The organism is Bradyrhizobium sp. LB11.1, assembly GCF_040549385.1.
Taxonomy (GTDB): Bacteria; Pseudomonadota; Alphaproteobacteria; order Rhizobiales; family Xanthobacteraceae; genus Bradyrhizobium.
The window spans coordinates 165,999-190,998 of sequence record NZ_JBEPTH010000004.1; the positions used below are offsets into that span (position 1 = coordinate 165,999).

Here is a 25,000-nt window from a genome sequence, read left to right on the forward strand (position 1 = left end):
GGCCTGATCGGCCGCTCTTTCCATTCTATCGGACTGGTCTCACTTCGTCATCGCACCGTAAACGATGTCCTGCACCTGTTCGCGATAGTATTTCCTGAGCTCGCCGGGCGCCGCCGTTCCCACCACCACGACGAGACGCTCCTTGGGATCACAGAAGAACTGTGTTCCGTAGGCGCCGTTCCAGGTGAACTCGCCGGGATTGCCGGGGACTGACGACAGCCCTTCGCTGGTACGGACCGCGACTGCAAGGCCAAAGCCGAAGCCGGCGCGATGCGGTTCGACATTGGCCACGTTGTTCTTGATCTCGGGCCCAAGATGGTTGCTCGTCATGTGATGCACGGTCTTCGGCGAGAGAATGCGCTGGCCATCGAGCTCGCCGCCGTTGAGCAGCATCTGGCCGAAGCGGATATAGTCGCCGACCGTCGCGAACGAGCAGGCGCCACCGCAATCGAATTTGGTCGGGGTATCCAGCAACTTGATGGCCTGCGGCTTGCCCGTGATCGGATCGTTGGCAAAGGGACGGGCGAGGCGAGGGCGTTGCGCATCTGTCGGATGGAAGGTCGCGTCCTTCATGCCGAGCGGCTGCCAGACATTGGCGCCGAGATAATCGCCGAGGTGCTGCTCGCTCACCTTCTCGATCACGGCGCCGAGCACGTCGATCGAAAAACCGTATTCGAACTCGGTCGAGGGCTGATGCACCAGCGGCAGTTTTGTGATGCGTTCGATGAAGGCCTGCGTGTCGCCTTCGATCGCCGGCGCGGTGCCTTCCGGATATTGTCGTGCCAGCGCGCTGGAGCTGTCCGGGCGGCCGCCATACATCAGGCCGGACGTGTGCCGATAGAGGTCGTGAATGTGGATCGGCGAGGCCTGCGGTTCGAGCTTCACTGAACCGTCGGGCTGCTGAACGCCGACCTTCATATCGGCGAACGCAGGATAGTAGTCGGACAGCTTGGCCTGGAGCGGCAGCTTGCCTTGCTCCATCAGCGTCAAGCCGGCGACCGCGGCCATCGGCTTCGTCATCGAGGCCAGCGAAAAGATCGCGTCGATCGGCATCGGCGTGCCCTTGGCGGGATCGAGCATGCCATAGGCCTTGTAGCGCACGAGCTTGCCGTCCCGCGCGATCGCAACGACGGCACCCGGCACGCGCTTGGCCGCGATCTCGCGCGCGAAGAAATCGTCGAGCCGCGCAAGGCCCTGCTTGGAGAAGCCGACATCGTCGGGGTTGGCTTCAGGCAACGGCGCAGCGTTCGCCGCACCGAAGGTGATGACGGCAGCGGCCGCCGCGATCATGGCGATCGTCTTGTTCATTGCATCCTCCCAAGCCGCGAGCTCGTTATGAAGTGGCTCGCTCCACGGCTAGATCACGACCGCACAAGAGCGAAGTCAAGCGCGGGCAGGGCATGTCTGGGACGCGCCGGCGATGTCGGAACCCCTATCGTCCGTCTCCCGCGTGCCACAGCGCATCGAGACCATGCCGATAGGTCGGGTAGGTCAACGTGACGCCGAGCTCGTGCGTCAGCCGCGCATTGGAGACGCGGGCGCTGCTGGCATAGAAGCTGCGCGCCATCGCCGACATCTCGACTGTCGCGAACGCCTCTTCGTCCGGCGGCGCAATGCCCATCAGCTGCGCGGCATAGGTGATCACGTCCTGCGGCGGTGCGGGCTCGTCGTCGCAGACATTCCAGATGCCGCCGCCCCGATGGTGGATCGCGGCCATGATGGCGCTTGCAATGTCATCGACATGGATGCGGTTGAATATCTGGCCCGGCTTGATGATGCGCCGGGCCGTTCCGCCGCGCAGCGTCACTAGCGCGTTGCGGCCGGGGCCGTAGATGCCGGCAAGCCGCAGGATCTCGACATTGCCGTGCGCCGTCTCCGTCCAGGCCGCTTCGGCCGCGACCCGCATGCGCGCGCGGTCAAGGGCAGACTGCGGCGGCGTGCTTTCGTCCACCCAGCCACCGGCGTGATCGCCATAGACGCCGATGGTGGAGAGATAGACGACCTTGCGGCGGCCCGCCGCGAGTACGTCGTCGAGCACCGCGAGCGCGGGATCGCCGGTGCCGCCCGGCGGGATCGATATCAGAAGCACATCGGCCTCCCTGATACGGTCGACCGTCACGTCGGTGGGACGGCTGCCGGTAAAGCCATGCAGATCGAGGCCGGCGAGGTCGTCCCGCTTGGCGGGATCGCGCACCGTGCCGGCGATATGCGAGAAGCTGCCGCTGAACCTGCGGACGAAATGCCGAGCGCTATAGCCGAGGCCGAAGATGAAGAGCCGCATGCGTCTCCCGTGAGTTCCCGTTCGCGCGAGGCGCGCACCTCCGCTCATAAGAGATTTTTGGGTCCGGCAAAAGATATTGCGATTTTACTCGCCTGCCGGTGCGGGCGATGGTCTGCCCAGGGAGGCATCGACCATGCAGGTGGAATCGAGCGCGGCGGAGCTGGTCCGGAACGCGGCCGCGCTGATCTTCGACGTCGACGGGACTCTCGCTGAGACGGAGGAGCTGCATCGGCGGGCCTTCAACCATGCCTTTGCTCGTCAGGGGCTCGACTGGCACTGGGACCGTGCCGTCTACGGGGATCTGCTACGGGTGACTGGCGGCAAGGAGCGCATCCGCGCCTTCCACACCAGGCAGTGGATCGCGCCGCCCTTGTCGGATGCTGGTATCGCCGACCTCCATGGTATCAAGACCGCCCATTATGCCGAGCTGGTCGCGACCGGCTGCTGCCCCTTGAGGCCCGGCGTGACGGATCTGCTCGCCGCGGCCAAGGCGCGCGGCCAGCGACTTGCGATTGCGACCACGACCTCGCACGGCAATATCGATGCGTTGCTATCGCGGGCGCTGGGGGCGCGCTGGGCCGCGGATTTCGATGCGATCGTTGCCGGTGACGATGTCAGGCACAAGAAGCCTGCGCCGGATGTCTATCTCGAAGTCCTGGCGCGATTGAAGCTGATGCCGTCCGACTGCGTCGCGATCGAGGATTCCGCCAACGGGCTGATCGCGGCCGCGCGGGCCAACATTCCCGTGCTCATCACGCGCAGCATGTTTTTCCGGGATGATGATTTCAGCGCGGCGCGGGTGGTGCTGGACGATCTGTCGGAACTCGCCGCCAAACAAAAAACCGCAAAACAACCCCATGCACAGTAGAACGCCGCGGCGATCAGTGCACCCGGTGGCTCGCTCTATCGTCCTCAGCCTGCTCGACAATCTGCGCGATTGGGCTCGACTGGTGATGCACCAGACGCCAGCCGTCGCCGACGCGCCGAAAATGGTTGGCGGCGGCCAAGGCGGTGCCGTCGACGATCTCGATACAGAGCACGCGCGCGCTATCGCCGTCGACGATGGCCTGCGGCTCGGCGCAGACGATCTGCGGACGTTCCGGGTTCTGCAGGATGTCGCGCCAGCTTCCGATCACTGTGGCGTGGCCGACGATCGCCGGCCAACCCGGATGAATGCAGGAAATGGCGTCGTCATCCGCCCACATCCGCTTCATTTCGTCAAAATCGCCCGTCGAAAAGGCGGCGTAAAAAGCCGCGTTCGCGGCGATGACTTTCTTGTCCTTTGCCATGCCCCTCGGGTGGGCCAATGGCAGGCAAAAATCAAGCGCGACTTCTGTCCGACTTTGAACGCAGTGCAGCATTGCTGCCCACTTTATGGTCACGCCGAGACGAGCGTCTCCACCGCGCGCCGCGCACCTTGCTTATAAAGACGACCGAGCGCCGCGATCACGGCCTCACGCAGGCGCGGCTCGGCACCGAGCGGTCCAAATACTTTCTCCACGCCGAGCAACGCCGGCGCGAGCCGTTCAGCGACGGGACCAGCCTCGCGCGCCAGGTCCGCGATCTCGGCGGCGAGGGGATCGCGCACGTCGATGGTGCGGCCCTGCTCGTCGATCGCGGTGACGTAGCGCATCCATCCGGCCACCGCGAGCGCGTGCGTCGCGATCGGCAGATTTTTGGCGAGACGATCCCGCATCGCGCCGAGCAGGCGCTGTGGCAGCTTCTGCGAGCCGTCCATCGCGATCTGCCAGGTGCGGTGACGCAGCGCCGGATTGGCAAAGCGTTCGAGCAGCGAGGCGCGATAGGCGGCAAGGTCAGTACCCGCAGGCATCGTCAGCGTCACCGCGGCCTCTTCCATCACGTGTGCCGCAAGCCGCGCGAAATGCGGATCCCGCATGGTGTCGGCAATGGTCTCGTAGCCGGCGAGATAGCCGAGATAAGCGAGCGCCGAATGGCTGGCGTTGAGCAGCCGCAGCTTCATCAGCTCGAACGGCTTGACGTCTGTGACGAGCTCGACGCCCGCCGCGGCGAGATCGGGTCTTCCCGCGGAGAAGCGATCCTCGACCACCCATTGCGTGAACGGCTCTGTCATCACCGGCCAGGCGTCGCGCATCCCGAGCGCGGTGGCGACCGCATCACGGTCGGCCTCCAGCGTCTCAGGGACGATGCGATCGACCATGGTGCAGGGGAAGGCGGTGCTGTCCGCGATCCATTTGCCGAGATCCTTTGAGCGGAGTGCTGCGAATTGCGTGACGATCCGCTGCACGGTGTGACCGTTGGCGGCGAGATTGTCGCAGCACAGCACGGTGAAGGGCGCAACGCCAAGCGCGCGCCGCCGCGCGAGCGCGGCCACGATGAAGCCGGGTGCCGAGCGCGGCGCATCGAGATTGTTGAGATCGTGCACGACATCTAGATGCCGTTCGTCGAGATCGCCGGTCTGCGGCGTGTGGCAATAGCCCTTCTCGGTGACCGTCAGCGAGACGATACGAATGGCGGGATCGACCATCCGCTCGACGAGCGCAGCCGGCTTTTCGCGTGCGACGACGCTGTCGAGCAGCGCGCCGACAACGCGATGCTGGGTACCTTCGGCGGCGCGCACGGCGACCGTGTAGAGATGATCCTGCGGGGCGAGGGCGTCGCGCGTCTCCGGACTGCGCAGGCTCGCGCCGACGATGCCCCAGGACGTCGCTCCGGCAGCAAGGCAATCGTCGATGGCGACGGCCTGGTGGGCGCGATGAAACGCCCCGAGGCCGAGATGCACGATGCCGGGCGTGATGCGCGAACGGTCATAAGCCGGGCGGCGGATGGCTGGCGGCAGCCGGTCGAGATTGGCGCGGCCAAGCCGCATGGTCGTCTCTCCCTGTGTTTGGCCGCTGATTGACATGGCGCCCGTGCTCGGTCAATGCTTTGGTCAATTGGTAAGGCCAATTATCCAAAATTGGCGGGCCGCCGGGGTGGAAGCCACCCTTGCGAGACCCTTTTCGGGGAGGCCAGCGTGCCGCTGGAAGTTGTGGAGGCGAGGCGTCTTTATCGCCAGATCGCCGATCAATTGCGAAGCCTGATCGACTGCGGCGAGTACGCGGTCGGCAGCCGCTTGCCAACCGAGCGCGAGCTCGCCGATCAGCTTGGGGTGTCGCGGCCAACGGTGCGCGAAGCCCTGATCGCGCTCGAAGTCGAGGGACGCGTCCGCATCCGCGTCGGTTCAGGTATCTATGTGACCGAGCCCGCTGGCGTCACGCCCGCGCTGACGGCCGCCGTCATAGAAGGGCCGTTCGAGCTGCTGCGCGCCCGCGAATTCCTCGAAAGCGCGATTGCCGAGCAGGCCGCGCGCGTGGCGACGAAGGACGATATCGCACGCATCGACGCCGCCCTGGTCGCGATGCAGAACGTCGCGCACCCCGGCGAAGCCTCGATGGTCCATGACCGTGCCTTTCATATCGCGATCGCCGGATGCCTCGGCAACGCCGTACTGGTGCGCGTGGTCGGCGAACTGTTCGACCAGCGCCTCAATCCCTATTTCGCGCAACTTGCGCATTACTTCGAGAATCCCGGCACCTGGCGCGCCGCGCTTGACGAGCATCGGGCCGTGCGCGATGCCATTGCGGCGCGTCAGCCAACTGCGGCCCGCGACGCGATGCGCGATCACCTCGCGCATTCGCAGGAGCGCTTTGCGCAGAACTTTGGCGCCGACACCGCCACGGGATCGCCGGCGATGCGGAAACGGAGCGCGCGATCCCTGGCTCAGCCGACGAAGCCAAAACGACCGTCGAAGAAGCCGGCCAAAAGCGCCAGCGCGCGACGGCGATGAGACTTAAATCAGCGGAGGAAAATCAGTGTTGAAGACAATGACGATCGCGCTGATCGCGATCACCTACATTCCTGAACTCACCCTCTGGTGACCAAAATATATGGGACTCTCCAAATGACCTCGACCTCTCTCGCCGCAACCCTGTTCGGCCCCGAAGATCTGCGCATGATCGAGCATCCGCTCGACAAGCTCACTGAGGGCATGGCGCGCATCCGTTTTGGTGCCGGCGGCATCTGCGGCTCGGATATGCACTACTTCCGTCACGCCCGGACCGGCGACTTCGTGGTGAAGTCGCCGCTCATACTTGGTCACGAAATCTCGGGCCAGGTCGTGGAGATCGCGGGTTCGGCCGCGAACCTGAAGGTCGGTGACCGCGTCGCCGTCAACCCGTCGCGCTGGTGCGGCCATTGCGGCGCCTGCCGTGAGGGACGGCAGAACCTTTGCGAAAATATCTACTTCATGGGTTCGGCGTCGAAGACGCCGCACATGCAGGGCGGCTTCGCCAACTACTTCGATGCGATTCCGGCGCAGTGCGTGAAGATTCCCGACCATGTGTCCTATCAGGCCGCAGCGCTCGCTGAGCCGCTCGCGGTCTGCCTGCACGCGGTCGCGCGCGCCGGCAACATCCAGGGCAAGCGCGGCATCATCTTCGGTGCCGGCCCGATCGGGCTTCTGACCATGTTGGCCGCGCACCGCGCCGGCATGGTCGATGTCACGGTAGCCGATATCGCACTGGCCCCGCTCGCCTTCGCGACCCGGCTCGGCGCATTGCATGTCGAGAACGTCGCGAACGGCGAAGAGGGCCTGAAGGCGCAAGCTGCGTTGCGTCCCTACGACGTCGCGTTCGAGGTCTCGGGCACGGCCGCGGGCCTTGCCAGCGCCATCGGCATTATCAGGCGCGGCGGCGTGGTGGTGCAGATCGGCAATCTGCCGGGTGGCCAGATTCCGACGCCGTCGAATGCGGTGATGGCCAAGGAGATCGACCTGCGCGGCTCATTCCGCTTCGGGCTCGAGTTCATGACTGCCGTGGAGCTGATCAGTGCCGGCAGCGTAGATGTGCTGTCCCTTGTCACCGCCGAGCGACCGTTGTCGACTGCGCCCGACGCGCTGCGGCTGGCGCTCGACCGTTCGCAGAGCGTCAAGGTCGTGCTCACCGCGAACTGATAGGAGAGAAGGCATGATGCTCGAGGGATGGCGCTGGTACGGGCCCAATGATCCCGTGTCTTTGGATGACGTCAGGCAGGCCGGGGCGAGCGATATCGTCTCGGCGCTGCATCAGGTGCCGATTGGCGAGGCCTGGACGCGCAAGGCGGTCGAGGAGCGCAAGAACTTCATCGAGAACGGCCAGCCCGGCCGCTCGCAGCTGACGTGGTCGGTGGTGGAATCGATTCCGATCCCCGACGATGTCAAGCGCCTCGGAGCCAAGGCCACGAAGTCGATCGAAGCGTGGATCGCGAGCCTGGAGGCGGTGGCCGCCTCCGGCATCAAGATCATCTGCTACAATTTCATGCCCGTCGTCGACTGGTGCCGCACCGATCTGGAATGGGAGCTGCCGAACGGCGCCCGGGCCATGCGCTTCGATCAGGACCGCTTTGCGGCGTTCGAGCTGCATATCCTCAAGCGCCCCGCCGCCGTGCAGGAGTATTCGCCGGAGCAACAGGCCCGGGCGAAGCAGCTCTTCGACAAGATGAGCCAGGCCGATATCGACTATCTCATCATGGCCATCGCCAGCGCGCTGCCGGGCTCGACCACCGAGCCGATGACGATCCCGCAATTCCGCGACCGGCTGGAGAGCTATCGCGACATCACGCCAAAGATCCTGCGGCAGCATCTCGCCGAGTTCCTCGCACGCGTCGCGCCGGTGGCCGAACAGCTCGGCGTCTCGCTGACCCTGCACCCGGATGATCCGCCGCGGCCGCTGTTCGGCCTGCCGCGCATTGCCTCGACCGCCGACGACTATCAGGCGCTGTTCGATGCCGTGCCATCCAGGGCCAACGGCATCTGCCTGTGCACCGGCTCGCTCGGCGTGCGGGCAGAGAACAATCTGCCGGCGATGGCCGAACGCTTCGGCCCGCGCATCGCCTTTGCGCATCTGCGTGCGACCAAGCGCGAGGCCGATGGCCTGACGTTCTACGAGTCCGATCATCTCGACGGCGACGTCGACATGGTCGCGGTGCTGAAGGCGTTGTTGAAGGAGAACGCGCGGCGTTCGCCGGACAAGCAAATCGTATTCCGTCCCGATCATGGCCATCGCATGCTCGACGATCTCGCCGCTACCAAGTGCATTAATCCCGGCTATACTGCAATCGGCCGTCTCCGCGGCCTCGCCGAACTCCGCGGCGCGATCCGTGCGATCGAGCATCAATAGGAGATTTGCGGCGGTGTGTGAGCAGAGGTGAGAGATGCGTCTGACGCAGTGTCATAACTTCCACGACTTCCGGCGGTTGGCGCGTCACCGGCTGCCGGGGCCGATCTTCGATTATATCGATGGCGGGGCCGACGATGAGGCGACCCTCCGCCGCAACAGCGCCAGCTTCGAGCATTGTGATCTGCTGCCCAACGTGCTGCGCGGCGTGCAGCAGGTCGACCTCTCGGTCACCGTCATGGGCCAGAAGCTCGCGCAGCCGTTCTACTGCTCGCCGACCGCCCTGCAGCGGCTGTTCCATCATGAAGGCGAGCGCGCCGTCGCGGCGGCGGCTGCGAAATACGGCACCATGTTCGGTGTCTCCTCGCTGGGCACGGTGAGCCTCGAGGAATTGCGCAAGGCCTACGATACGCCGCAGGTCTATCAGTTCTATTTTCACAGGGATCGCGGTCTCAACCGGGCCATGATGCAGCGCGCCAGGGAGGCGGGCGTCGAGGTGATGATGCTGACGGTGGACAGTATTACCGGAGGCAATCGCGAGCGCGATCTGCGCACCGGCTTCAGCATTCCCTTTCGCCTGACGCTTGCAGGCATGCTGCAGTTCGCGATCAAGCCGAGATGGGGCATCGACTATGTCACCCACGAGAAATTCAGGCTCCCGCAGTTGGAGGAGCATGTCGACATGAGCGGCGGCGCGATGTCGATCGGCCGTTATTTCACGGAGATGCTCGATCCCGCGATGAACTGGGATGATGTCGCGGAGATGGTGCGGACCTGGAACGGGCCGTTCTGCCTGAAAGGGATCATGTCGGTGGAGGACGCGCGCCGCGCGGTTGATATCGGCTGTGCCGGGATCGTCCTGTCCAACCATGGCGGCCGCCAGCTCGACGGCTCCCGCTCAGCCTTCGATCAACTCGCCGAAGTCGTCGACGCCGTGGGTGACCGCATCGACGTGATGATGGATGGCGGCATCCAGCGCGGAACCCATATCCTGAAAGCGTTGTCGCTCGGGGCCAAGGCGGTCGGGCTTGGACGATACTATCTCTATCCGCTCGCCGCCGCGGGCCAGCCCGGTGTCGAACGCGCGCTGGGCCAACTGCGCGCCGAGCTCGAGCGCGGCATGAAGCTGATGGGGTGCAATTCGATCAGCCAGCTGTCGCGCGCAAATCTGCGCTTTCGGCCCGGCTAGCGCACCGCGCGAGAAGGCGAGGGTATGTCCGAGAGCCGGCATGCGCGTTGGAGATCGGCGCTGTCGAATTTCGCTCAATGACGAGCATGTAGCAACGCGTCCCACACTTTCGGTGTCATCGCCCGACTTGATCGGGCGATCCAGTATTCCAGAGACAGTTGTGAGTCCTCGATAAGCAGCGGCGTACTGGATGCCCCGGTCAAGCCGGGGCATGACAGCGAGTTTGCGACGGCTGGCTTTGTTTGCGTCGCCGCTGCCTCAAACCTTCACCGCCAGCCACGCCAAAATCATCTCCACGATCTGGCTCCTGCTCTTCGCCAGCACCCTGGGCTCGCTGAGGTCGCGGTCGAACAGCGCGCCAAAGGTGTGGCGGTTGGCGACGCGGAAGAAGCAGTAGGAGGAGATGGCCAGATGCAAATCGATGGCGTCGACGTCGTCGCGGAAGGCGCCCTCGGTACGGCCGCGTTTGAGGATGCCGTCGAGCGTTGCGATCACGCTGGCGTTGAGCTGGCGCAGCTGCAGATTCTGCTTCAGGTGCTTGCCGTGATGGATGTTCTCGATTGAGACGAGGCGAATGAAGTTCGGATTGCGCTCGTCGTGATCGAAGGTCGCCTCGATCAGCCGGCGCAGGCCCTCGCGCGCGTCGCAGCTGGCGATGTCGAGCTGGTCCTCCAGCGCGCGGATGCTGCGATAGGCTTCTTCCAGCACTGCGAGGTAGAGCTGCTCCTTGCCGCCGAAATAATAGTAGATCATCCGCTTCGAGGTGCGCGTGCGCGCCGCGATCGCGTCGACGCGGGCGCCGGAATAGCCCTCCGAGGCGAATTCGGCCATCGCCACTTCGAGGATGTCGCGCTTCGTGCGCGCGGGGTCGTTGGTGCGCTTCGATGGGGCTGGCATGCGCTCGAGCATCACTGTTTCTCCCGCCCGTTTCTATGGATCACCTTGAAGGTGAAGGCAAATTTCGCCCAATCCGACGTCTTTCGATGTAGCCTTGCATAAACGTACTAGTTCGTACATTATGAATAGAAAGCAAGGTTGCGGCAACCAAAACAAAAAACGCGCGCACGGCCGGACGGGCCAAAGCGAGCCGCGATCCACATCGCACACGGGGAGGAATTTTGATGAGCTCGACCTCAATCGCATCGCTGCACGCGCCGTCCGGCGCGGACGTTTCGCAAGGCAAGCTGCCGAAGCGCGCCGCGCTCGTCAGCTTCGTCGGCAGCATGCTCGAATACTACGACTTCTTCATCTACGGCACCGCGGCGGCGCTGATCTTTCCAAAAGTGTTCTTCGCCAATGTCGACCCGGCGACCGGGACGCTGCTCGCGCTGTTGTCGTTCGGCATCGGCTATATCGCGCGTCCCGTCGGCGCCGTCATTCTCGGCCATTTCGGCGATCGCATCGGGCGCAAGACGGTGCTGCTGTTCACGCTGGTGGTGATGGGCGCCTCGACGCTCGCGATCGGCCTGTTGCCCGATGCCAAGACGATCGGCAACGCCGCGCCCATCATCCTGACGCTGCTGCGCCTGTTGCAGGGCCTGTCGGCGGCTGGCGAGCAGAGCGGGGCGAACTCACTGACGCTGGAGCACTCCGCCAACTCGAATCGCGCCTTCTTCACGAGCTGGACCCTGAGCGGCACCCAGGCCGGCGCGATCCTGGCAACGCTGGTGTTCATTCCGGTCGCCAGCATGCCGGAAGATCAATTGCTGAGCTGGGGCTGGCGCATTCCGTTCCTGCTCTCTTCGTTGGTGCTGCTGGTCGCTTATCTGGTGCGGCGGACCATGCCGGAAACGCCGGTGTTCGCCGACATCAAGGACAAGGCGCAAGTGGCGCGCTTTCCCGTCGTCGCGCTGCTGCGCGACTACTGGCCGGACGTGCTGCGCGTCATCGTCTGCGCGCTGATCGCGACCGTCAGCACCATGACCGCGGTGTTCGCGCTCGGCTATGCCACCAGCAAGTTCGGCGTCGCGCGTCCGACCATGCTGTGGGCCGGCGTGCTCGGCAATGTCGTGGCGCTGTTCGCCCAGCCGCTCTGGGCCCTGCTCGCCGACAAGATCGGCCGCAAGCCGGTGTTCATCGGCGGTGTGCTCGGCTGCGCTGTGCTGCTGTTCCCCTATTTCATGCTGGTGACGTCGGGCAGCACGCCCGCAATCTTCGTCGCCGCGATCGGCCTGTACATCATCTACTCCGCGCCGAACGCGATCTGGCCGTCGTTCTATGCGGAGATGTTCGAGACGCGCGTGCGCTATTCCGGCACGGCGATCGGCACTCAGCTCGGCTTCCTTGCCGCCGGCTTCACACCGCTGGTGAGTGCGAGCCTCGTCCGCGAAGGACCGAACGGCTGGATCCCGGTTGCGATCTTCGTCGCCGGTTGCTGTGTCGCTTCGGCCGTGGCCGCATCGACGGCGCGCGAAACCCACAAGGTCGACATCGCCGATCTCGGCAAGCGGCGCGCGTGAGCGCAAGACAGGACAACGATCGCATGCTGACCAACGCTGTTCCAACCACGCTCGGCCCGATCATCGGGGCCGAGCAGGGGCACGTCAGCGCCTTCAGAGGCGTGCCGTTCGCGACCGCGCGGCGCTTCGCCAAAGCGACGCCGCCGTCTGCGTGGACGGAGCCGCGCCAATGCACGGATTACGGCGCTTATGCGCCGCAGCCCGGCCATCTTGATCAGGCGGAGGAATCCTGTCTCAGCCTGAATATCTGGACGCCGGGCAGCGCCGATCGCCCGCTGCCGGTGCTTTTCTTCATCCATGGCGGCGCCTTCATCACTGGCGGCGGCGCCGACTATGACGGCGCATTCCTCGCGGCGCACGGTCCGGCCGTCATCGTCACCATCAACTACCGGCTCGGCCCGCTCGGCTTCCTGCAATTGCATCGTCACGGATTGGGCGAGGCCAACAATCTCGCGATCTCGGATTCACTCGCGGCGCTCGACTGGGTCCACGCCAACATCGCCAATTTCGGCGGCGATCCGGACCAGGTGACGCTGTCGGGCCAGTCGGCCGGCGCATCCATGGTCATTGCGCTCGCAACGCTGCCGCAAGCCAAGGGCAAGTTCGCCCGCGCGCTGGCGCTGAGCGCGCCGGGCCGCAGTATCATGAGCACGGAGCATGCCGACCAGGGCGCGCGCCGCGTGCTGGCCGAGCTCGAACTCGAGCACGACACCGCTGCGATCGCATCCGTGCCGCTGCCAAAGCTCTTTGCCGCAGTGGAGCGCGTCGGCCGCAGGATCGCTGATGAAACCACCTCGGGCACATTGTTCGGCCCGGTGCTCGACGGCACCGTGATCCCGCGCGAGCCGCGCGATGTCTTTGCCGAGGGAGGCTTGCGCCACATTCCGCTCTGGCTCGGCTCCTGCCGCGACGAGATGGTGATGTTCCTCAAGAGCACGCCGCCGGCCGCGATGATCCGCACCACCGAGCGCAATGTGCGCGCCGCCTTCGGCGATGCCGGCTGGGAGCGTCTGCTCGGCTGCTACCGCGGGTCGGCGCGCCTCGACGAGGATCCGTACGAGGCGCTGCTGTCGGATGCATTCTGGCATCGCCCGATGGCCGATCTCGCGCGGCATCACGCGGCCGCAGGTGGCGCGGTGTGGCTGAGCCGGTTCGACCATCGCCCGACGCTGGAACCGTTCCTGTCGCAAGGACCGACCCACGGTGCCGACAATGCGTGCCTCTGGGCGCATCTGCCTGACTTCATCGATCGTCCGATCCTAAAGCGCAAGGGCGGCCCGATGACCCCGGCCGATATCGACGTCGCGGCACGGTTTCAGAGCAGCCTGCTGCGCTTCGTGACGACAGGCATGCCTGATGTCGCGGAAGCCTGGCCGCGGTTCGAGCGGGCCAAGGAGCCTCTCGCAATCTTCGGGCAACCGTTTCATATTGTACCTCTCAACGAAGGTGTTCGCTTCCGTCTATGGGCGGAATTGAGCACAGGCTCCAACGATAAAAACAACATCAGGGAGGCCGTATGAGCATCTTGAACAGGAATGCTAAATGGTCCGCTTTGTCGGTCGCTTCGCTCCTTGTGGTGCTGGCTGCTTCGTCCCTCACGGCGCAGATCGTCGCGACGCCTGTTCCCGGAGATCCCGTCAGCATCGATAACGGCGCCGTCTCCGGCAAGGTGCTGCCGTCGAACGTAAGGGCCTATTTCGGCATTCCCTTTGCCGCGCCGCCACTCGGCGATCTCCGCTGGCGCGCGCCGCAAAAGGTCGACGCGTGGCAGGGCGTCTATCACGCCGACCGGCTGGCGCCGGAATGCATCCAGGTGCTGCGCCGGCACAATCTCAATCATTATTTCGGCGAGGAGGCGACCAGCGAGAACTGCCTCTATCTGAACATCTGGGCGAGCGCGGATGCAAGGCAAGGCGCGAAGCTGCCGGTCGTGGTCTGGATCTATGGCGGCGGCTTCACGCTCGGCTCCAGCGGCAGCGCGATGTATGACGGCGAGAACGTCGCGAAGAAAGGCACGATCTTCGTCAGCTTCAACTACCGCGTCGGCATTTTGGGCAATCTCGCCCATCCCGAGCTGACCGCGGAATCGCAAAACCACGCCTCCGGCAATTACGGCCTGATGGATCAGGTCGCGGCGCTGCAATGGGTCAAGCGCAACATCGCGCAATTCGGCGGCGACCCCGACAACGTCACCATCACCGGGCAATCGGCCGGTGCGATGTCGGTCTCGGCGCTGGAGGCGAGCCCGTTGGCCAAGGGCCTGTTCAATCGCGGCTTCGCGATGAGCTTGAGCATGTTCGACAACCGCTTCAAATTCCCGGCGCTCCCCGCCGCCGAGAAGATCGGCCTCGAGGTGCAGTCGGCGCTTGGTGCCGCGTCGCTCGCCGAGATGCGGCAGATCCAGGCCGACAAGATTCTGGCGATCCAGAAGGATTGCCAGCTCGGCTGCGCCGGATCGATCGCCGTGACGCTTGATATCGACGGTTACGTGCTACCCGATACCGTCCCGAACATCTTTGCGGCTGGAAAGCAGAACGATGTTGCGACTGTCGCAGGATTCACGAGCGACGAAAGCTCGAACGAGCTGCGCGCCGCTGGAAATTTAGACGCATATACCGCGGCTGCGAAAAAACTCTACGGCGACCAGGCCGATCGCTTCCTCGCGCTCTATCCTGCCAAGACCGACGGCGAGGCGAAGGCGATGGGCCTGCTTGCGGCGCGCGAAGGGCTGGTCGAGATCGGCACGCGCAACTGGGCGGAAGCCCAGGCCAAGACCGGCAAGGCGCCGTTCTACATGTACATGTTCTCGCGCGTGCATCCGTTCGCGCCGGGCGTCGAGTTCTTCGACAGCCCGCAGAAGATCGGCGCCTATCACACCTCTGACGTGCCTTACTGGTTCGGAACACAGGACGCCTTCAACAAATTCCGCACCACGCGCAACTGGACCGAATTCGACCGCGCGCTGTCCGAACGCATGATGGACACGCTGGTCACCTTCGCGCGCACCGGCAATCCCGCTACGTCGGCAACGCCATGGCCGCAATGGAAGCAGGACGCGCAGACCTATGTCGAGTTCGGCGACGACTCTGGCGTGCGCGAGGAGAACCGGGCGCGGCTCGAGTTCCACACGCCCGCCAACGTCACGCCCTCGACGCCGCGAGTGTCGCGCGACTAGCGCGGGGACGATAGCCATGGTGCACCTGTAATCTGCTTCACAAGCAGAAGCGCCGATCTGCGCTAGATGTAGTCAGGCCCCGCGACCGCGCGGCCGGCTTCGGAGCTGGCGATGATTGCTGCACTGGCAAGAGCAATAACCCGCGCGACGGGGACCAATCTCGACGTCGAAACGCTGAAGATCCTGGTGATCTTCTCAGGCGCGGGCCTGCTCGTCTCGCTCGTGGCTGCGATGATCTACGGACAGGCTTTCAACCCCGCTCTGTTCTGAGCGCGTTGCGATCCGTCAAGCCACCGGATCCTCCGAACGGCTCCGCTCAATTGGCGCCAGTGGCGGTGCGCGCTTGAGGGGAGCATCCTCACGTGGTGCGATGTCACTGCCGGAGAATTGTCCGACCGGCGCGGAGCCGGTGTCCCGATAGGCGACGATCCAGATCAGAAAGCCCAGGACTGCTAGCCCGGCGCCGACGGGACCGGTGGAGGTCCAGCCGAGACCCTGGCGAATGGCGAGGCCGCCGAGGAATGGGCCGAGCGCATTGGCGGTGTTGAACGCCGAATGGTTGAGCGCGGCAGCGAGCGCCTGTGCGTCTCCAGCGACGTCCATCAGCCGCGTCTGCAGCACGGCCCCGAGCGCAACGCTGGCGCCGATTGCGAAAATGTCGATCGCGAGCAGCCAGGGATTGCCGGCGGCGAGCGGAAACGCCAGCAGCGCCACGGCCGCGAACAGCAGGATGACACCTGCCGTCGGCATCAGCGCGCGGTCGGCGAAGCGCGGCACGAACAGATTGCCGAGCGTGGCGCCGATGCCGAATATCGCGAGGAAGAACGGAATGACCTCGGTGCTGACCTTGGTGACCTCGATCAATGTCGTCGCCAGATAAGTGTAGACGGCGAACATGCCGCCGAAGCCGATAGCGCCGATCGCGAGCGTGTTCCAGACGCGGCGGCTTCGGAGCGCACCGAGCTCGCGCAGCGGATCGGATCGGCCGGCCTGGTCGCGCGGGGCGAACAGCGCACACAGCAGCATCGTGAGCAGCGCCAGCACCGACACGAGCCCGAAGCTGGCACGCCAGCCGACTACCTGGCCAATCAGATTGGCCAGCGGCACACCGATGATGGTGGCGACGGTCAGGCCGAGCATCACCTGGCCGATCGCCTGCGAGCGGCGATGTTGCGGAACGAGCGAGGCCGCGACCAGCGCGGCGATACCGAAATAGGCGCCGTGCGGGAGCCCTGAGAGAAAGCGGGCCGCGATCATCGCGCCAAAGCCCGGTGAAAGCGCGGTGAGGGCGTTGCCGAGTGCAAATATGGCCATCAAGACCAGCAACTGCGTGCGTCGCGCGAACCGCGCGCCGAGCACGGCGATCAGGGGGGCGCCCAGCACCACCCCGAGGGCGTAGGCGCTGATCGCGTGTCCGGCGGTCGGCTCATCGATATGAAGGTCAGCCGCGAAGAACGGCAGCAGGCTCATCGATGCGAATTCGGTGGTTCCGATCGCAAAGCCGCCCATCGCGAGCGAGAACAGGACGATGGCGAGATGAGGGGGCGCGGAAGCCGAATTCGAGTGCGCGCTTGGCGAGGTCGCGTGAGGCGAGGGCGTCATGTGTCCTGCATCGGTGGCGTCGAGGGGAACCAGCCCGGCAAACGTCGCCACCCCTGCAGTCTTTGTCTCACCTACTTAAACGCGCATGGATTCGCGTCAACACCGGAAGCGCCACGTAAGGCGACGCGCATATCAGCGTCCCGGTTTGCTCAGGGCATCCGCGTCAATGTGTCTCGTGAAACCGGCTCAAAAACGCCTTCAGCCGTTCGCTGCGCGGCTGGCGGATGGTTTCTTCCGGTGTGCCGATCTCGGCCATGATGCCGTCGTTCATGAAGCCGACGCGGGTGGAGACGTCCGCGGCGAAGGCCATCTCGTGGGTGACCAGCACCATGGTCATGCCTTCGGCGGCAAGGCTGCGGATCACGGAGAGCACTTCGCCGACGAGCTCGGGATCGAGCGCCGAGGTCGGCTCGTCGAACAGCATCACGTCAGGTTTCATCGCGAGCGCACGCGCGATGGCAACGCGCTGCTTCTGGCCGCCGGACAGGCGGCTCGGGAAGGCGTCGGCCTTGTCGGCAAGGCCGACTTTTGCCAGCAGGTCTCGGCCGAGGTCGTTGGCCTCGGCCTGCGTCATGCCTTTCACCTGCGCCGGACCCTCGGTGACGTTGGCGAGCACCGACATATGCGGGAACAGATTGAAATGCTGGAACACCATCCCGACGCTGCGCCGAAGCAGCGCAAGCTGCGCATCGCCGGCGGCGCGTACCTCCTTGCCGAACGAGAACTTGTGTGCGCCGATCGCGAGCTCGCCTTGCTGCGGCATTTCCAGCAAGTTCAGGCAGCGCAAAAAGGTCGACTTGCCGGAGCCGGAGGCGCCGATCAGGGTGACGACCTCGCCGCGCACGACCGCGAGCGAGACGCCCTTGAGCACCTCGTTGTCGCCGAACGCCTTGTGGATGTTGTTTGCGATCAGAGCGTTCATCGATGCGCTCCCATCCTGAGCTCGACCCTATCAGCGACCAGCGTCAGCGGGAACAGCACGACGAAATAAAGCACGGCGATCGTGGTGTAGACCTCGAGCGGCTTGTAGCTCGACGCCGTGATCACCGTTCCCTGATAGAGCAGGTCTCCAACCGCGACCACCGACACCAGCGAGGTGTTTTTCAGCTGCATGATGGTCTGGTTGATGAAGGAGGGGATCATCACTTGGGTGGCCTGCGGCAGCACGATGCGGCGAAAGATCTTGCCGCGGCGCATACCGATGGCGCGGCCGGCCTCCCACTGGCCGGTGTCAACGGCCTCAATGCCGCCGCGGAAGATTTCGGCGTAGAATGAGCCGGCATAGAGCGACAGCGCGATGAAGCAAGCCATCGCCGGTGACATGTCGACGCCGATCAGGACCGGCAGGGCGTAGTAGACCCAGATCAGCTGCACCAGCAGCGGCGTGCAGCGGAACACTTCGATGTAGAGACGCAACGGCACCGTGATCAAACGCGGCGCCGTCGTGCGCAGGATGCCGACGCACAGTCCGATGGCGAGACCCGCGACCACGGTGGTCACCGTGTAGAACAGGGTGACCAGGAGCCCCTGCCAGATCAGGCCCCAATATGGCTTGAGCGCCGCGAAGTCCCAGACATACATGGTCGATCAGAACTGCACTTCGGGCGGGAGATCGTCGGCAGTGAGGCCAACGGCCTCGAAGCCCTTCAGCATCCATTCGCGGGTCTGGCCCATCGAGCGGTTGTAGTCGGCCCAGGCGCTGAGGAAATCCTTGTAGCGGCGATCGCTCTCGGCGCGGATGCCCATGTTGGTCGGCAGCGTCAGCAGCGGGCGCGGAATCGCGAGCTCGCCGATGTTGGGGTTCTTCTTCAGCGTCGAGACCGAGAGCACCGCCAGCGAGACGTTGCAGTCGGCACGTCCTGTTGCGACCGCAAGGATCGCCTCGTCGCGGCTCTTGAAGCCGAGGATGTTCGCTTTCGGGCAGTAGCGGCGCGCGATGGTCTCGTGGGTCGATCCGATATCGACCGCGATCTTCACTTCGGGCTTGTTGAGATCGGCCCAGGTCTGCGGCTTGGCAAAACCCTTCTTGGTGATGACGGTGAAGGCGTGCACCAGGATCGGGGTCGAGAAGTCGATCACCAGCGCACGCTCCGGCGTCGGGTTCACGGCGAAGGCGAGGTCGACCTTGTCGGCCTGGAGATCGAGGATCTGGTTGCCCCAGGTCGATTCCAGCGTCTCGAGCTTGGCGCCGAGCTTGCTCGCGATGTCCTTGGCCATCTCGATGCAGGCGCCCGACCATTCATTGGTGGCGAGATCCTTATGGAAGTAGGGCTCCTGTCCGACGATGACGGCGACCCGCAACACGCCATTCTTCTTGATGCGGTCGAGCGTGGAAGTCGGTGCGTCGGCCTTGGCTGCACCGCTTGCGGCAGCCATCGCAGCGCCCGCGAGCGCGACAGTGGTGAGAGCGTCCCTGCGATTCATGGTCTCTGTCTCCCTGGATTTTCGGTCGGATCGTCTCCGGCCACTGGACTATTTCTGTATTCAGGATAAAATGCAATACGGTATTTCAAGTTGCTGACCATTTGGGCGGCAAGGCAGAAATGAGCCCAATATCTTGGCAGGATTGCGTAAAATTCCTGAAAGTCGGGGATTGCAAATCGCATTTAAGTCTGAATACAAGACTGTACGCAATATCGAGATGTGCTGAAGGAGAGGCCTGTGCGCGCCCTATTCGTCGATGCGAACGAGACCCTGGCGGCGGTGACCGACAAGCTGCTGGCCTCGCAGAAGCTGCCGGTCAGCATCAACCGCAATCCCTCCATCAAGCCCGACGATCTGCCCGGTCTGCTCGGCGACGCCGAGATCATGATCGTCGACCACACCGCGGTGCCGAGTGCGATCGCTGAAAAGTGCAAGGCGCTGAAGCATGTCGTCTTCCTCGGCACCGGCGCGCGCAGCTACATGAATCCGGAAGAGCTCGGTGAGCTTGGCATCTCCGTGCACACCATCAAGGGTTATGGCGACACCGCCGTGGCCGAATGCGCGATCGCGCTGATGTGGGCCTCCGCCAAGAGCTTTGGCGAGATGGACCGCGGCATGCGTGAAGGCAACTGGCTGCGCCGTGACGCGGTCCAGCTCACCGGCAAGACGCTCGGCCTGATCGGTTTCGGCGGCATCGCCGCGGAAGCCGCGCGCATGGCGTCGGGCTGCGGCATGAAGGTGATCGCCTGGAACAGGACCCCGAAGACCCATCCCGGCGTCGAGTTCGTGTCGCTGGAGAAGCTGCTGGCCGAGAGCCACGTGATCTCGCTGCATCTTCTGCTCAACGACGAGACCAAGGGTTTTCTGTCGCGCGAGCGCATCGCACAGATGCGTCCCGGCAGCATTTTGATCAACACCGCGCGCGGTGCCGTCGTTGACGAGGATGCAATGCTCGACGCGCTCCGCTCCGGCCACATTGCCCACGCCGGCCTCGACGTCTTCACCGTCGAACCGCTGCCATCAGGTCATGCCCTGACCAAACTGCCGAACGTGACACTGTCGGCGCATTCGGCGTTCCGTACGCCCGAGGCCAGCGACAATCTCATTGGTGCTGCGCTCGATCACTGCCGCCGCATCATCGCCACCGGCAAGTAAAGCAATAAGGACAACCCATGTCGGACATCGCCCGCATCGACCAGAACGCCCGCCGCAGCCGCGCCTCCGTGTTCGGCGATCTCGTCTTTCTCGCCGGCCAGGTGGCGGATACCAAGACCGCCGACATCACCCAGCAGACCAAAGAGGCGCTGGCGAAGGTCGACGACATGCTGGCGCGCGCCGGCACCGACAAGTCGCGCCTGCTCAGCGTCCAGGTCTGGCTCAAGACCATGGACGATTTCGACGCCATGAACGCGGTCTATGATGCCTGGGTCGTGGCGGGCAACACGCCGAGCCGCGCCTGCGGCAAGGTCGAGCTCGCCGATCCCGCCTTCCGTATCGAAGTGATCGCGATCGCCGCGCGCGCGTAGAGGCCGGCCGTGACTGTCAGGGCACCCGCATCGACGTTTCGCCCGGCCCAGCGCATCAGCGCGATCGGCGTCTCCGAGATCTTGAAGATCGGCGCGGTCGCGCAGCGGCTGAAGCGCGAGGGGCGGCCGGTGATCGTGCTGGGCGCCGGCGAACCTGATTTCGACACGCCCGACCATGCCAAGGACGCGGCCGAGCGCGCTATCCGCGCCGGCCAGACCAAATACACCATCCTCGACGGCTCGGTCGAATTGAAAGCGGCGATCGCGGAAAAATTCCGCCGCGAGAACGATCTCGTCTATGCCGCCGACGAGATCACCGCCGGCGCCGGCGCCAAGCAGGTGATCCACAACGCCTTCATGGCCAGCTTAAGTCCCGGCGACCAGGTGATCCTCGCCGCGCCCTACTGGACCAGCTATGCCGACATGGTGCGCATTGCCGACGGTACGCCGGTCGATGTGCTTTGCCGCGAGGACAACGGCTTTCGCCTCGATGCCGCCGATCTCGAACGTGCAATCACGCTGAAGACGCGCTGGCTGCTCTTGAACTCGCCGTCCAATCCGACGGGTGCAGCCTATTCGGCCGCGCAACTGCGCCCGATCCTCGACGTGCTCAAGCGCCATCCGCATGTCTGGCTGATGGCGGACGACATCTACGAGCACCTGATCTATGACGGCATGCCGTTCGTCACGGCGGTAGCACTCGAACCGAGCCTGAAATCGCGCACGCTGACCGTCAACGGCGTCTCCAAGGCCTACGCCATGACCGGCTGGCGCGTCGGTTATGGCGGCGGCCCGCGCGAATTGATCGCGGCGATGGCGGTGGTGCAGAGCCAGAGCACGACCAATCCGTCCTCGGTGAGCCAGGCCGCCGCGATCGCCGCGCTGACGGGGCCGCAGGACGTGCTGATCGAACGCCGCGCCGCGTTCCAGCGCCGCCGCGACATCGTGGTCGATGCGCTCAACGCCATCGACGGCGTCACCTGCCGCCGGCCGGAAGGCGCGTTCTACACCTATGCCAGCTGCGCCGGCCTGATCGGCCGCCGCACGCCTGATGGTGCCATCATCGACAGCGATGCCGCGTTCTGCCGCTTTCTGCTGGAGAGGCATGACGTGGCCGTGGTGCCGGGCAGCTGTTTCGGCCTTGCACCTTATTTCCGCCTGTCCTACGCCACCTCGGAACAAAATCTGCGCGAGGCCGTGAAGCGCATCGCCAAAGCCTGCAGGGAGCTGTCATGACCATTCGCAACACCCGCACCGGGGGCCAGATCCTGATCGATCAATTGGTCGCTCAAGGTGTCGATCGCGTCACCTGCGTGCCGGGCGAGAGCTATCTCGCGGCGCTGGACGCGCTGCATGACAGTCCGATCGACGTCGTGATCTGCCGCGCCGAAGGCGGCGCCGCGATGATGGCGGAAGCCTATGGCAAGCTCACGGGACGCCCGGGCGTCTGCTTCGTCACCCGCGGTCCCGGCGCGACCAATGCCAGCCACGGCGTCCACATCGCGATGCAGGACTCCACGCCGATGATCCTGTTCGTCGGCCAGGTCGATACCGGCATGCGCGAGCGCGAGGCGTTCCAGGAGCTCGACTACAAGGCGGTGTTCGGCACCATGGCGAAATGGGCGGTCGAGATCGATCGCCCCGATCGCATTCCGGAGTTGGTCGCGCGCGCCTTCCGCGTCGCCATGCAGGGCCGTCCGGGTCCGGTCGTGATTGCGCTGCCGGAAAACATGCTGACCGAGACAGCGGCGGTGGCCGACGCCATGCGCATCGAGCCGGCGGTGAGCTGGCCCGCGCCCGCTGATATCGAACAGGTCAGCGCGATGCTTGCCGGCGCCAAGGCGCCGCTGGTCATCCTCGGCGGCTCGCGCTGGACGGATGATGCGACCAAGAGCATCGCGCGCTTTGCCGAGCGGTTCGACCTGCCGGTCGCGACTTCATTCCGCCGCGCGTCGCTGATCGACGCCGACCATTCGCATTATGCCGGCGACCTCGGCATCGGGCCGAGCCCGGGCCTGAAGGCGCGCATTGATAACGCCGATGTCATTCTACTCATCGGCGGCCGCATGTCGGAAATGCCGTCGTCGTCCTACACGCTGCTCGACATTCCCACCCCGAAGCAGAAGCTGATCCACGTGCATCCGGGCTCGGAAGAGCTCGGCCGGATCTATCAGCCGGCGCTCGCGATCCAGGCGACGCCCGCCGCGTTCGCCGCCGCCGTCGAGACGCTAAAGCCTTCAGGCGCAGTCGCCTGGAAGGGCGAGGCCGCCAAGGCGCATGCCGATTATCTCGCCTGGACCGACAAGGCGCGCGAGCTGCCGGGCACATTCCAGTATGGCCAGGTCATGACCTGGCTGCGCGATCGCCTGCCGAAGGACGCGATCGTCTGCAACGGTGCCGGCAACTATGCCGGCTGGATCCATCGCCATCATCGCTTCCACAGCTTTGCGGCTCAGCTCGCGCCGACCTCGGGCTCGATGGGCTATGGCGTGCCGGCGGGTGTGCTGGCCAAGCGGCAATATCCGGATCGCGTCGTCGTCGCCTTTGCCGGTGACGGCTGCTTCCTGATGAACGGCCAGGAATTCGCGACCGCCGTGCAGTATGACGCGCCGCTGGTCGTCATCGTCGTCGACAATTCGCAATACGGCACCATCCGTATGCACCAGGAGCGCGACTATCCCGGTCGCGTCGTCGGCACCCAGCTCAAGAATCCTGATTTTGCGATGTACGCAAAAGCGTTCGGCGGCCATGGCGAGCGGGTCGAACGCACGGAAGAATTCGCCCCGGCGTTCGAGCGTGCGCTCGCCTCGGGCAAGCCGTCGATCCTTCATTGCATCATCGATCCACGCGCGATGTCGGTCGGCAAGGATTTCACGCCTGCGGTGAAGGCCTAAGCGATGTCGGAAGGCCGCCACGTCGCCATCATCGGAGCAGGCGCGGTCGGCGTAATCAGCGCCATCGAGGCGCTGCGCGAGGGTCATCGCGTCACGCTGATCGACGCAAGCGAGCCCGGTGGCGAACAGGCGGCGAGTTACGGCAATGCCGGCTGGCTCTCCTCCCATTCGGTGATCCCGCCGGCCGAGCCGGGCATCTGGAAGAAGGTGCCTGGCTATCTCCTCGATCCACTCGGGCCCCTCGCGATCCGCTGGTCCTACTTGCCGAAGGCGCTGCCATGGCTGATCAGATATCTGCTCTCGGGCTGGACCGAGGCGCGGGTCGAGAGGACCGCGTTTGCGCTGCGCGATCTTCTGAAGGATGCACCGCTGCTGCACAGGAAGCTCGCAGAAGAAGCCGGCGTTCCTGAGTTGGTCGAGCGCAACGGCGTGATGCATGTCTTCCCGTCGCGCGGCAACTTTGACAACGATCTCGGCTGGCGGCTGCGCAAGAAGGTCGGTGTCGAATGGATAGAGCTCAACGCCGACGAGATGCGTCAGCGCGAACCGGATCTGCATCCGCGCTACACCTTTGGCGTGGTGGTGGAAGAGGCCGGCCGTTGTCGCGATCCCGGCGCTTATGTCGCCGCGCTTGCACAGCATGCGCTCGCGAACGGTGCGAAGCTTGTGCGCGCCAAAGCGACCGGGCTGAAACTGAGCGGCAACAAGCTCGTCGCCGTCCTCACCGAGACTGGTGAAATTCCCTGCGATGCCGCGGTCGTTGCTGCCGGCGCGCATTCTAAGCGATTGACCGCATCGGTCGGCGACCCGCTCCCGCTTGAAACTGAGCGCGGCTATCACGTCATGATCGAGCATCCGGAATCGGGGCCGCGCAGCTCGATGATGGCGTCCGACGCAAAAATGGTGGTGAACTGGACCGACAAGGGCCTGCGCGCCGCCGGCACCGTCGAGATCGCCGGCTTAGAGGCCGCGCCGAACTGGAAGCGCGCCGAGATTTTGCGCAACAACCTCCTCAGCATGTTCCCAAAACTGCCAAAGGACATTCCGGCCTCGCGGATCAAGACCTGGTTCGGGCATCGGCCGAGCATGCCGGATGGACGCCCCTGCATCGGCTATTCGCGCGCCTCGCGCGACATCGTCTATGCCTTCGGGCACGGCCATATCGGGCTGGTCAGCTCGGCCCGCACTGGCCGTCTCGTCGCCCAGCTTTTGAGCGGCAAGCCGCCCGAAATTCCGCTCGCACCGTTCGCACCCGCTCGCTTCCTCTGAGATCGCAT

23 protein-coding genes are annotated in these 25,000 nt (G+C 64.8%); 14 read left to right on the forward strand and 9 right to left on the reverse strand.

What is annotated here, in order from left to right; all coding sequences use genetic code 11:
• Positions 1 to 39: 39 nt before the first annotated feature.
• Together ABIA96_RS12135 and ABIA96_RS12140 are read right to left on the reverse strand one after the other, a co-directional pair.
• Positions 40 to 1,308, reverse strand: a complete 1,269-nt coding sequence (locus ABIA96_RS12135) for a serine hydrolase domain-containing protein (RefSeq protein ID WP_354137286.1) — start codon at positions 1,306 to 1,308, stop codon at positions 40 to 42.
• 124 nt (positions 1,309 to 1,432) lie between these two features.
• Entirely contained in the window at positions 1,433 to 2,281 is an 849-nt protein-coding gene (locus tag ABIA96_RS12140; protein ID WP_354137287.1) for an SDR family oxidoreductase, read from the reverse strand.
• Between the two features lie 133 nt (positions 2,282 to 2,414).
• Here ABIA96_RS12140 and ABIA96_RS12145 point away from each other — a divergent pair, with 133 nt between their 5' ends.
• Complete coding sequence (locus tag ABIA96_RS12145; protein WP_354137288.1) at positions 2,415 to 3,149, forward strand: HAD family hydrolase; 735 nt, start codon at positions 2,415 to 2,417, stop codon at positions 3,147 to 3,149.
• A 13-nt stretch (positions 3,150 to 3,162) separates the two neighbouring features.
• Here the strand turns inward: ABIA96_RS12145 and ABIA96_RS12150 are convergent, their stop codons facing one another.
• Positions 3,163 to 3,570 (reverse strand): nuclear transport factor 2 family protein, encoded by a 408-nt coding sequence (locus ABIA96_RS12150; RefSeq protein WP_354137289.1) that lies wholly within the window; start codon positions 3,568 to 3,570, stop codon positions 3,163 to 3,165.
• 89 nt (positions 3,571 to 3,659) lie between these two features.
• Positions 3,660 to 5,129 (reverse strand): mannitol dehydrogenase family protein, encoded by a 1,470-nt coding sequence (locus tag ABIA96_RS12155; protein WP_354137290.1) that lies wholly within the window; start codon positions 5,127 to 5,129, stop codon positions 3,660 to 3,662.
• A gap of 147 nt (positions 5,130 to 5,276) precedes the next feature.
• Here ABIA96_RS12155 and ABIA96_RS12160 point away from each other — a divergent pair, with 147 nt between their 5' ends.
• The 4 genes from ABIA96_RS12160 to ABIA96_RS12175 all read left to right on the forward strand — a co-directional run bounded on the left by ABIA96_RS12160 (position 5,277) and on the right by ABIA96_RS12175 (position 9,643).
• Entirely contained in the window at positions 5,277 to 6,089 is an 813-nt protein-coding gene (locus ABIA96_RS12160; protein WP_354137291.1) for a FadR/GntR family transcriptional regulator, read from the forward strand.
• Positions 6,090 to 6,203: 114 nt separating this feature from the next.
• Complete coding sequence (locus ABIA96_RS12165; protein WP_354137292.1) at positions 6,204 to 7,253, forward strand: L-idonate 5-dehydrogenase; 1,050 nt, start codon at positions 6,204 to 6,206, stop codon at positions 7,251 to 7,253.
• A gap of 13 nt (positions 7,254 to 7,266) precedes the next feature.
• Complete coding sequence (gene uxuA, locus ABIA96_RS12170) at positions 7,267 to 8,457, forward strand: mannonate dehydratase (RefSeq protein ID WP_354137293.1); 1,191 nt, start codon at positions 7,267 to 7,269, stop codon at positions 8,455 to 8,457.
• 34 nt (positions 8,458 to 8,491) lie between these two features.
• A complete protein-coding gene (locus ABIA96_RS12175) occupies positions 8,492 to 9,643 on the forward strand; it encodes an alpha-hydroxy acid oxidase (RefSeq protein WP_354137294.1) in 1,152 nt (383 codons plus the stop codon).
• A gap of 258 nt (positions 9,644 to 9,901) precedes the next feature.
• On the opposite strand, the gene ABIA96_RS12180 is transcribed toward ABIA96_RS12175, so the two are convergent.
• A complete protein-coding gene (locus tag ABIA96_RS12180; RefSeq protein WP_354137295.1) occupies positions 9,902 to 10,552 on the reverse strand; it encodes a TetR/AcrR family transcriptional regulator in 651 nt (216 codons plus the stop codon).
• 212 nt (positions 10,553 to 10,764) lie between these two features.
• On the opposite strand from ABIA96_RS12180, the gene ABIA96_RS12185 reads away from it, so the two are divergent.
• From ABIA96_RS12185 to ABIA96_RS12200, 4 genes are all read left to right on the forward strand, one after another.
• Positions 10,765 to 12,102: an MFS transporter gene (locus ABIA96_RS12185; protein WP_354137296.1), complete on the forward strand. Its 1,338-nt coding sequence runs from the start codon at positions 10,765 to 10,767 to the stop codon at positions 12,100 to 12,102.
• A 23-nt stretch (positions 12,103 to 12,125) separates the two neighbouring features.
• Positions 12,126 to 13,622, forward strand: a complete 1,497-nt coding sequence (locus tag ABIA96_RS12190; protein ID WP_354137297.1) for a carboxylesterase/lipase family protein — start codon at positions 12,126 to 12,128, stop codon at positions 13,620 to 13,622.
• Entirely contained in the window at positions 13,619 to 15,277 is a 1,659-nt protein-coding gene (locus ABIA96_RS12195) for a carboxylesterase/lipase family protein (protein WP_354137298.1), read from the forward strand. Before ABIA96_RS12190 ends, ABIA96_RS12195 begins: the two co-directional genes overlap by 4 nt.
• Positions 15,278 to 15,388: 111 nt before the next feature.
• Positions 15,389 to 15,547, forward strand: coding sequence for a hypothetical protein (locus ABIA96_RS12200; protein ID WP_354137299.1), 159 nt, complete (start codon positions 15,389 to 15,391; stop codon positions 15,545 to 15,547).
• Between the two features lie 15 nt (positions 15,548 to 15,562).
• Here ABIA96_RS12200 and ABIA96_RS12205 read toward each other — a convergent pair whose 3' ends face one another.
• From ABIA96_RS12205 to ABIA96_RS12220, 4 genes are all read right to left on the reverse strand, one after another.
• Positions 15,563 to 16,879 (reverse strand): MFS transporter, encoded by a 1,317-nt coding sequence (locus tag ABIA96_RS12205; protein ID WP_354137670.1) that lies wholly within the window; start codon positions 16,877 to 16,879, stop codon positions 15,563 to 15,565.
• A 163-nt stretch (positions 16,880 to 17,042) separates the two neighbouring features.
• Positions 17,043 to 17,801: an amino acid ABC transporter ATP-binding protein gene (locus tag ABIA96_RS12210; RefSeq protein ID WP_354137300.1), complete on the reverse strand. Its 759-nt coding sequence runs from the start codon at positions 17,799 to 17,801 to the stop codon at positions 17,043 to 17,045.
• Entirely contained in the window at positions 17,798 to 18,460 is a 663-nt protein-coding gene (locus tag ABIA96_RS12215) for an amino acid ABC transporter permease (RefSeq protein ID WP_354137301.1), read from the reverse strand. The genes ABIA96_RS12210 and ABIA96_RS12215 overlap by 4 nt, the downstream gene beginning before the upstream one ends.
• A gap of 6 nt (positions 18,461 to 18,466) precedes the next feature.
• Positions 18,467 to 19,303 (reverse strand): transporter substrate-binding domain-containing protein, encoded by an 837-nt coding sequence (locus ABIA96_RS12220; protein WP_354137302.1) that lies wholly within the window; start codon positions 19,301 to 19,303, stop codon positions 18,467 to 18,469.
• A 237-nt stretch (positions 19,304 to 19,540) separates the two neighbouring features.
• On the opposite strand from ABIA96_RS12220, the gene ABIA96_RS12225 reads away from it, so the two are divergent.
• The 5 genes from ABIA96_RS12225 to ABIA96_RS12245 are packed head-to-tail and all read left to right on the forward strand — an operon-like array spanning position 19,541 to position 24,992.
• Positions 19,541 to 20,458 (forward strand): NAD(P)-dependent oxidoreductase, encoded by a 918-nt coding sequence (locus ABIA96_RS12225; RefSeq protein WP_354137303.1) that lies wholly within the window; start codon positions 19,541 to 19,543, stop codon positions 20,456 to 20,458.
• Positions 20,459 to 20,475: 17 nt separating this feature from the next.
• A complete protein-coding gene (locus tag ABIA96_RS12230) occupies positions 20,476 to 20,829 on the forward strand; it encodes a RidA family protein (protein ID WP_354137304.1) in 354 nt (117 codons plus the stop codon).
• Between the two features lie 9 nt (positions 20,830 to 20,838).
• Entirely contained in the window at positions 20,839 to 22,065 is a 1,227-nt protein-coding gene (locus tag ABIA96_RS12235) for a pyridoxal phosphate-dependent aminotransferase (protein WP_354137305.1), read from the forward strand.
• Positions 22,062 to 23,723: a thiamine pyrophosphate-binding protein gene (locus tag ABIA96_RS12240; RefSeq protein ID WP_354137306.1), complete on the forward strand. Its 1,662-nt coding sequence runs from the start codon at positions 22,062 to 22,064 to the stop codon at positions 23,721 to 23,723. Before ABIA96_RS12235 ends, ABIA96_RS12240 begins: the two co-directional genes overlap by 4 nt.
• A gap of 3 nt (positions 23,724 to 23,726) precedes the next feature.
• Positions 23,727 to 24,992, forward strand: coding sequence for an NAD(P)/FAD-dependent oxidoreductase (locus tag ABIA96_RS12245; protein WP_354137307.1), 1,266 nt, complete (start codon positions 23,727 to 23,729; stop codon positions 24,990 to 24,992).
• The last annotated feature ends 8 nt before the right edge of the window (positions 24,993 to 25,000 follow it).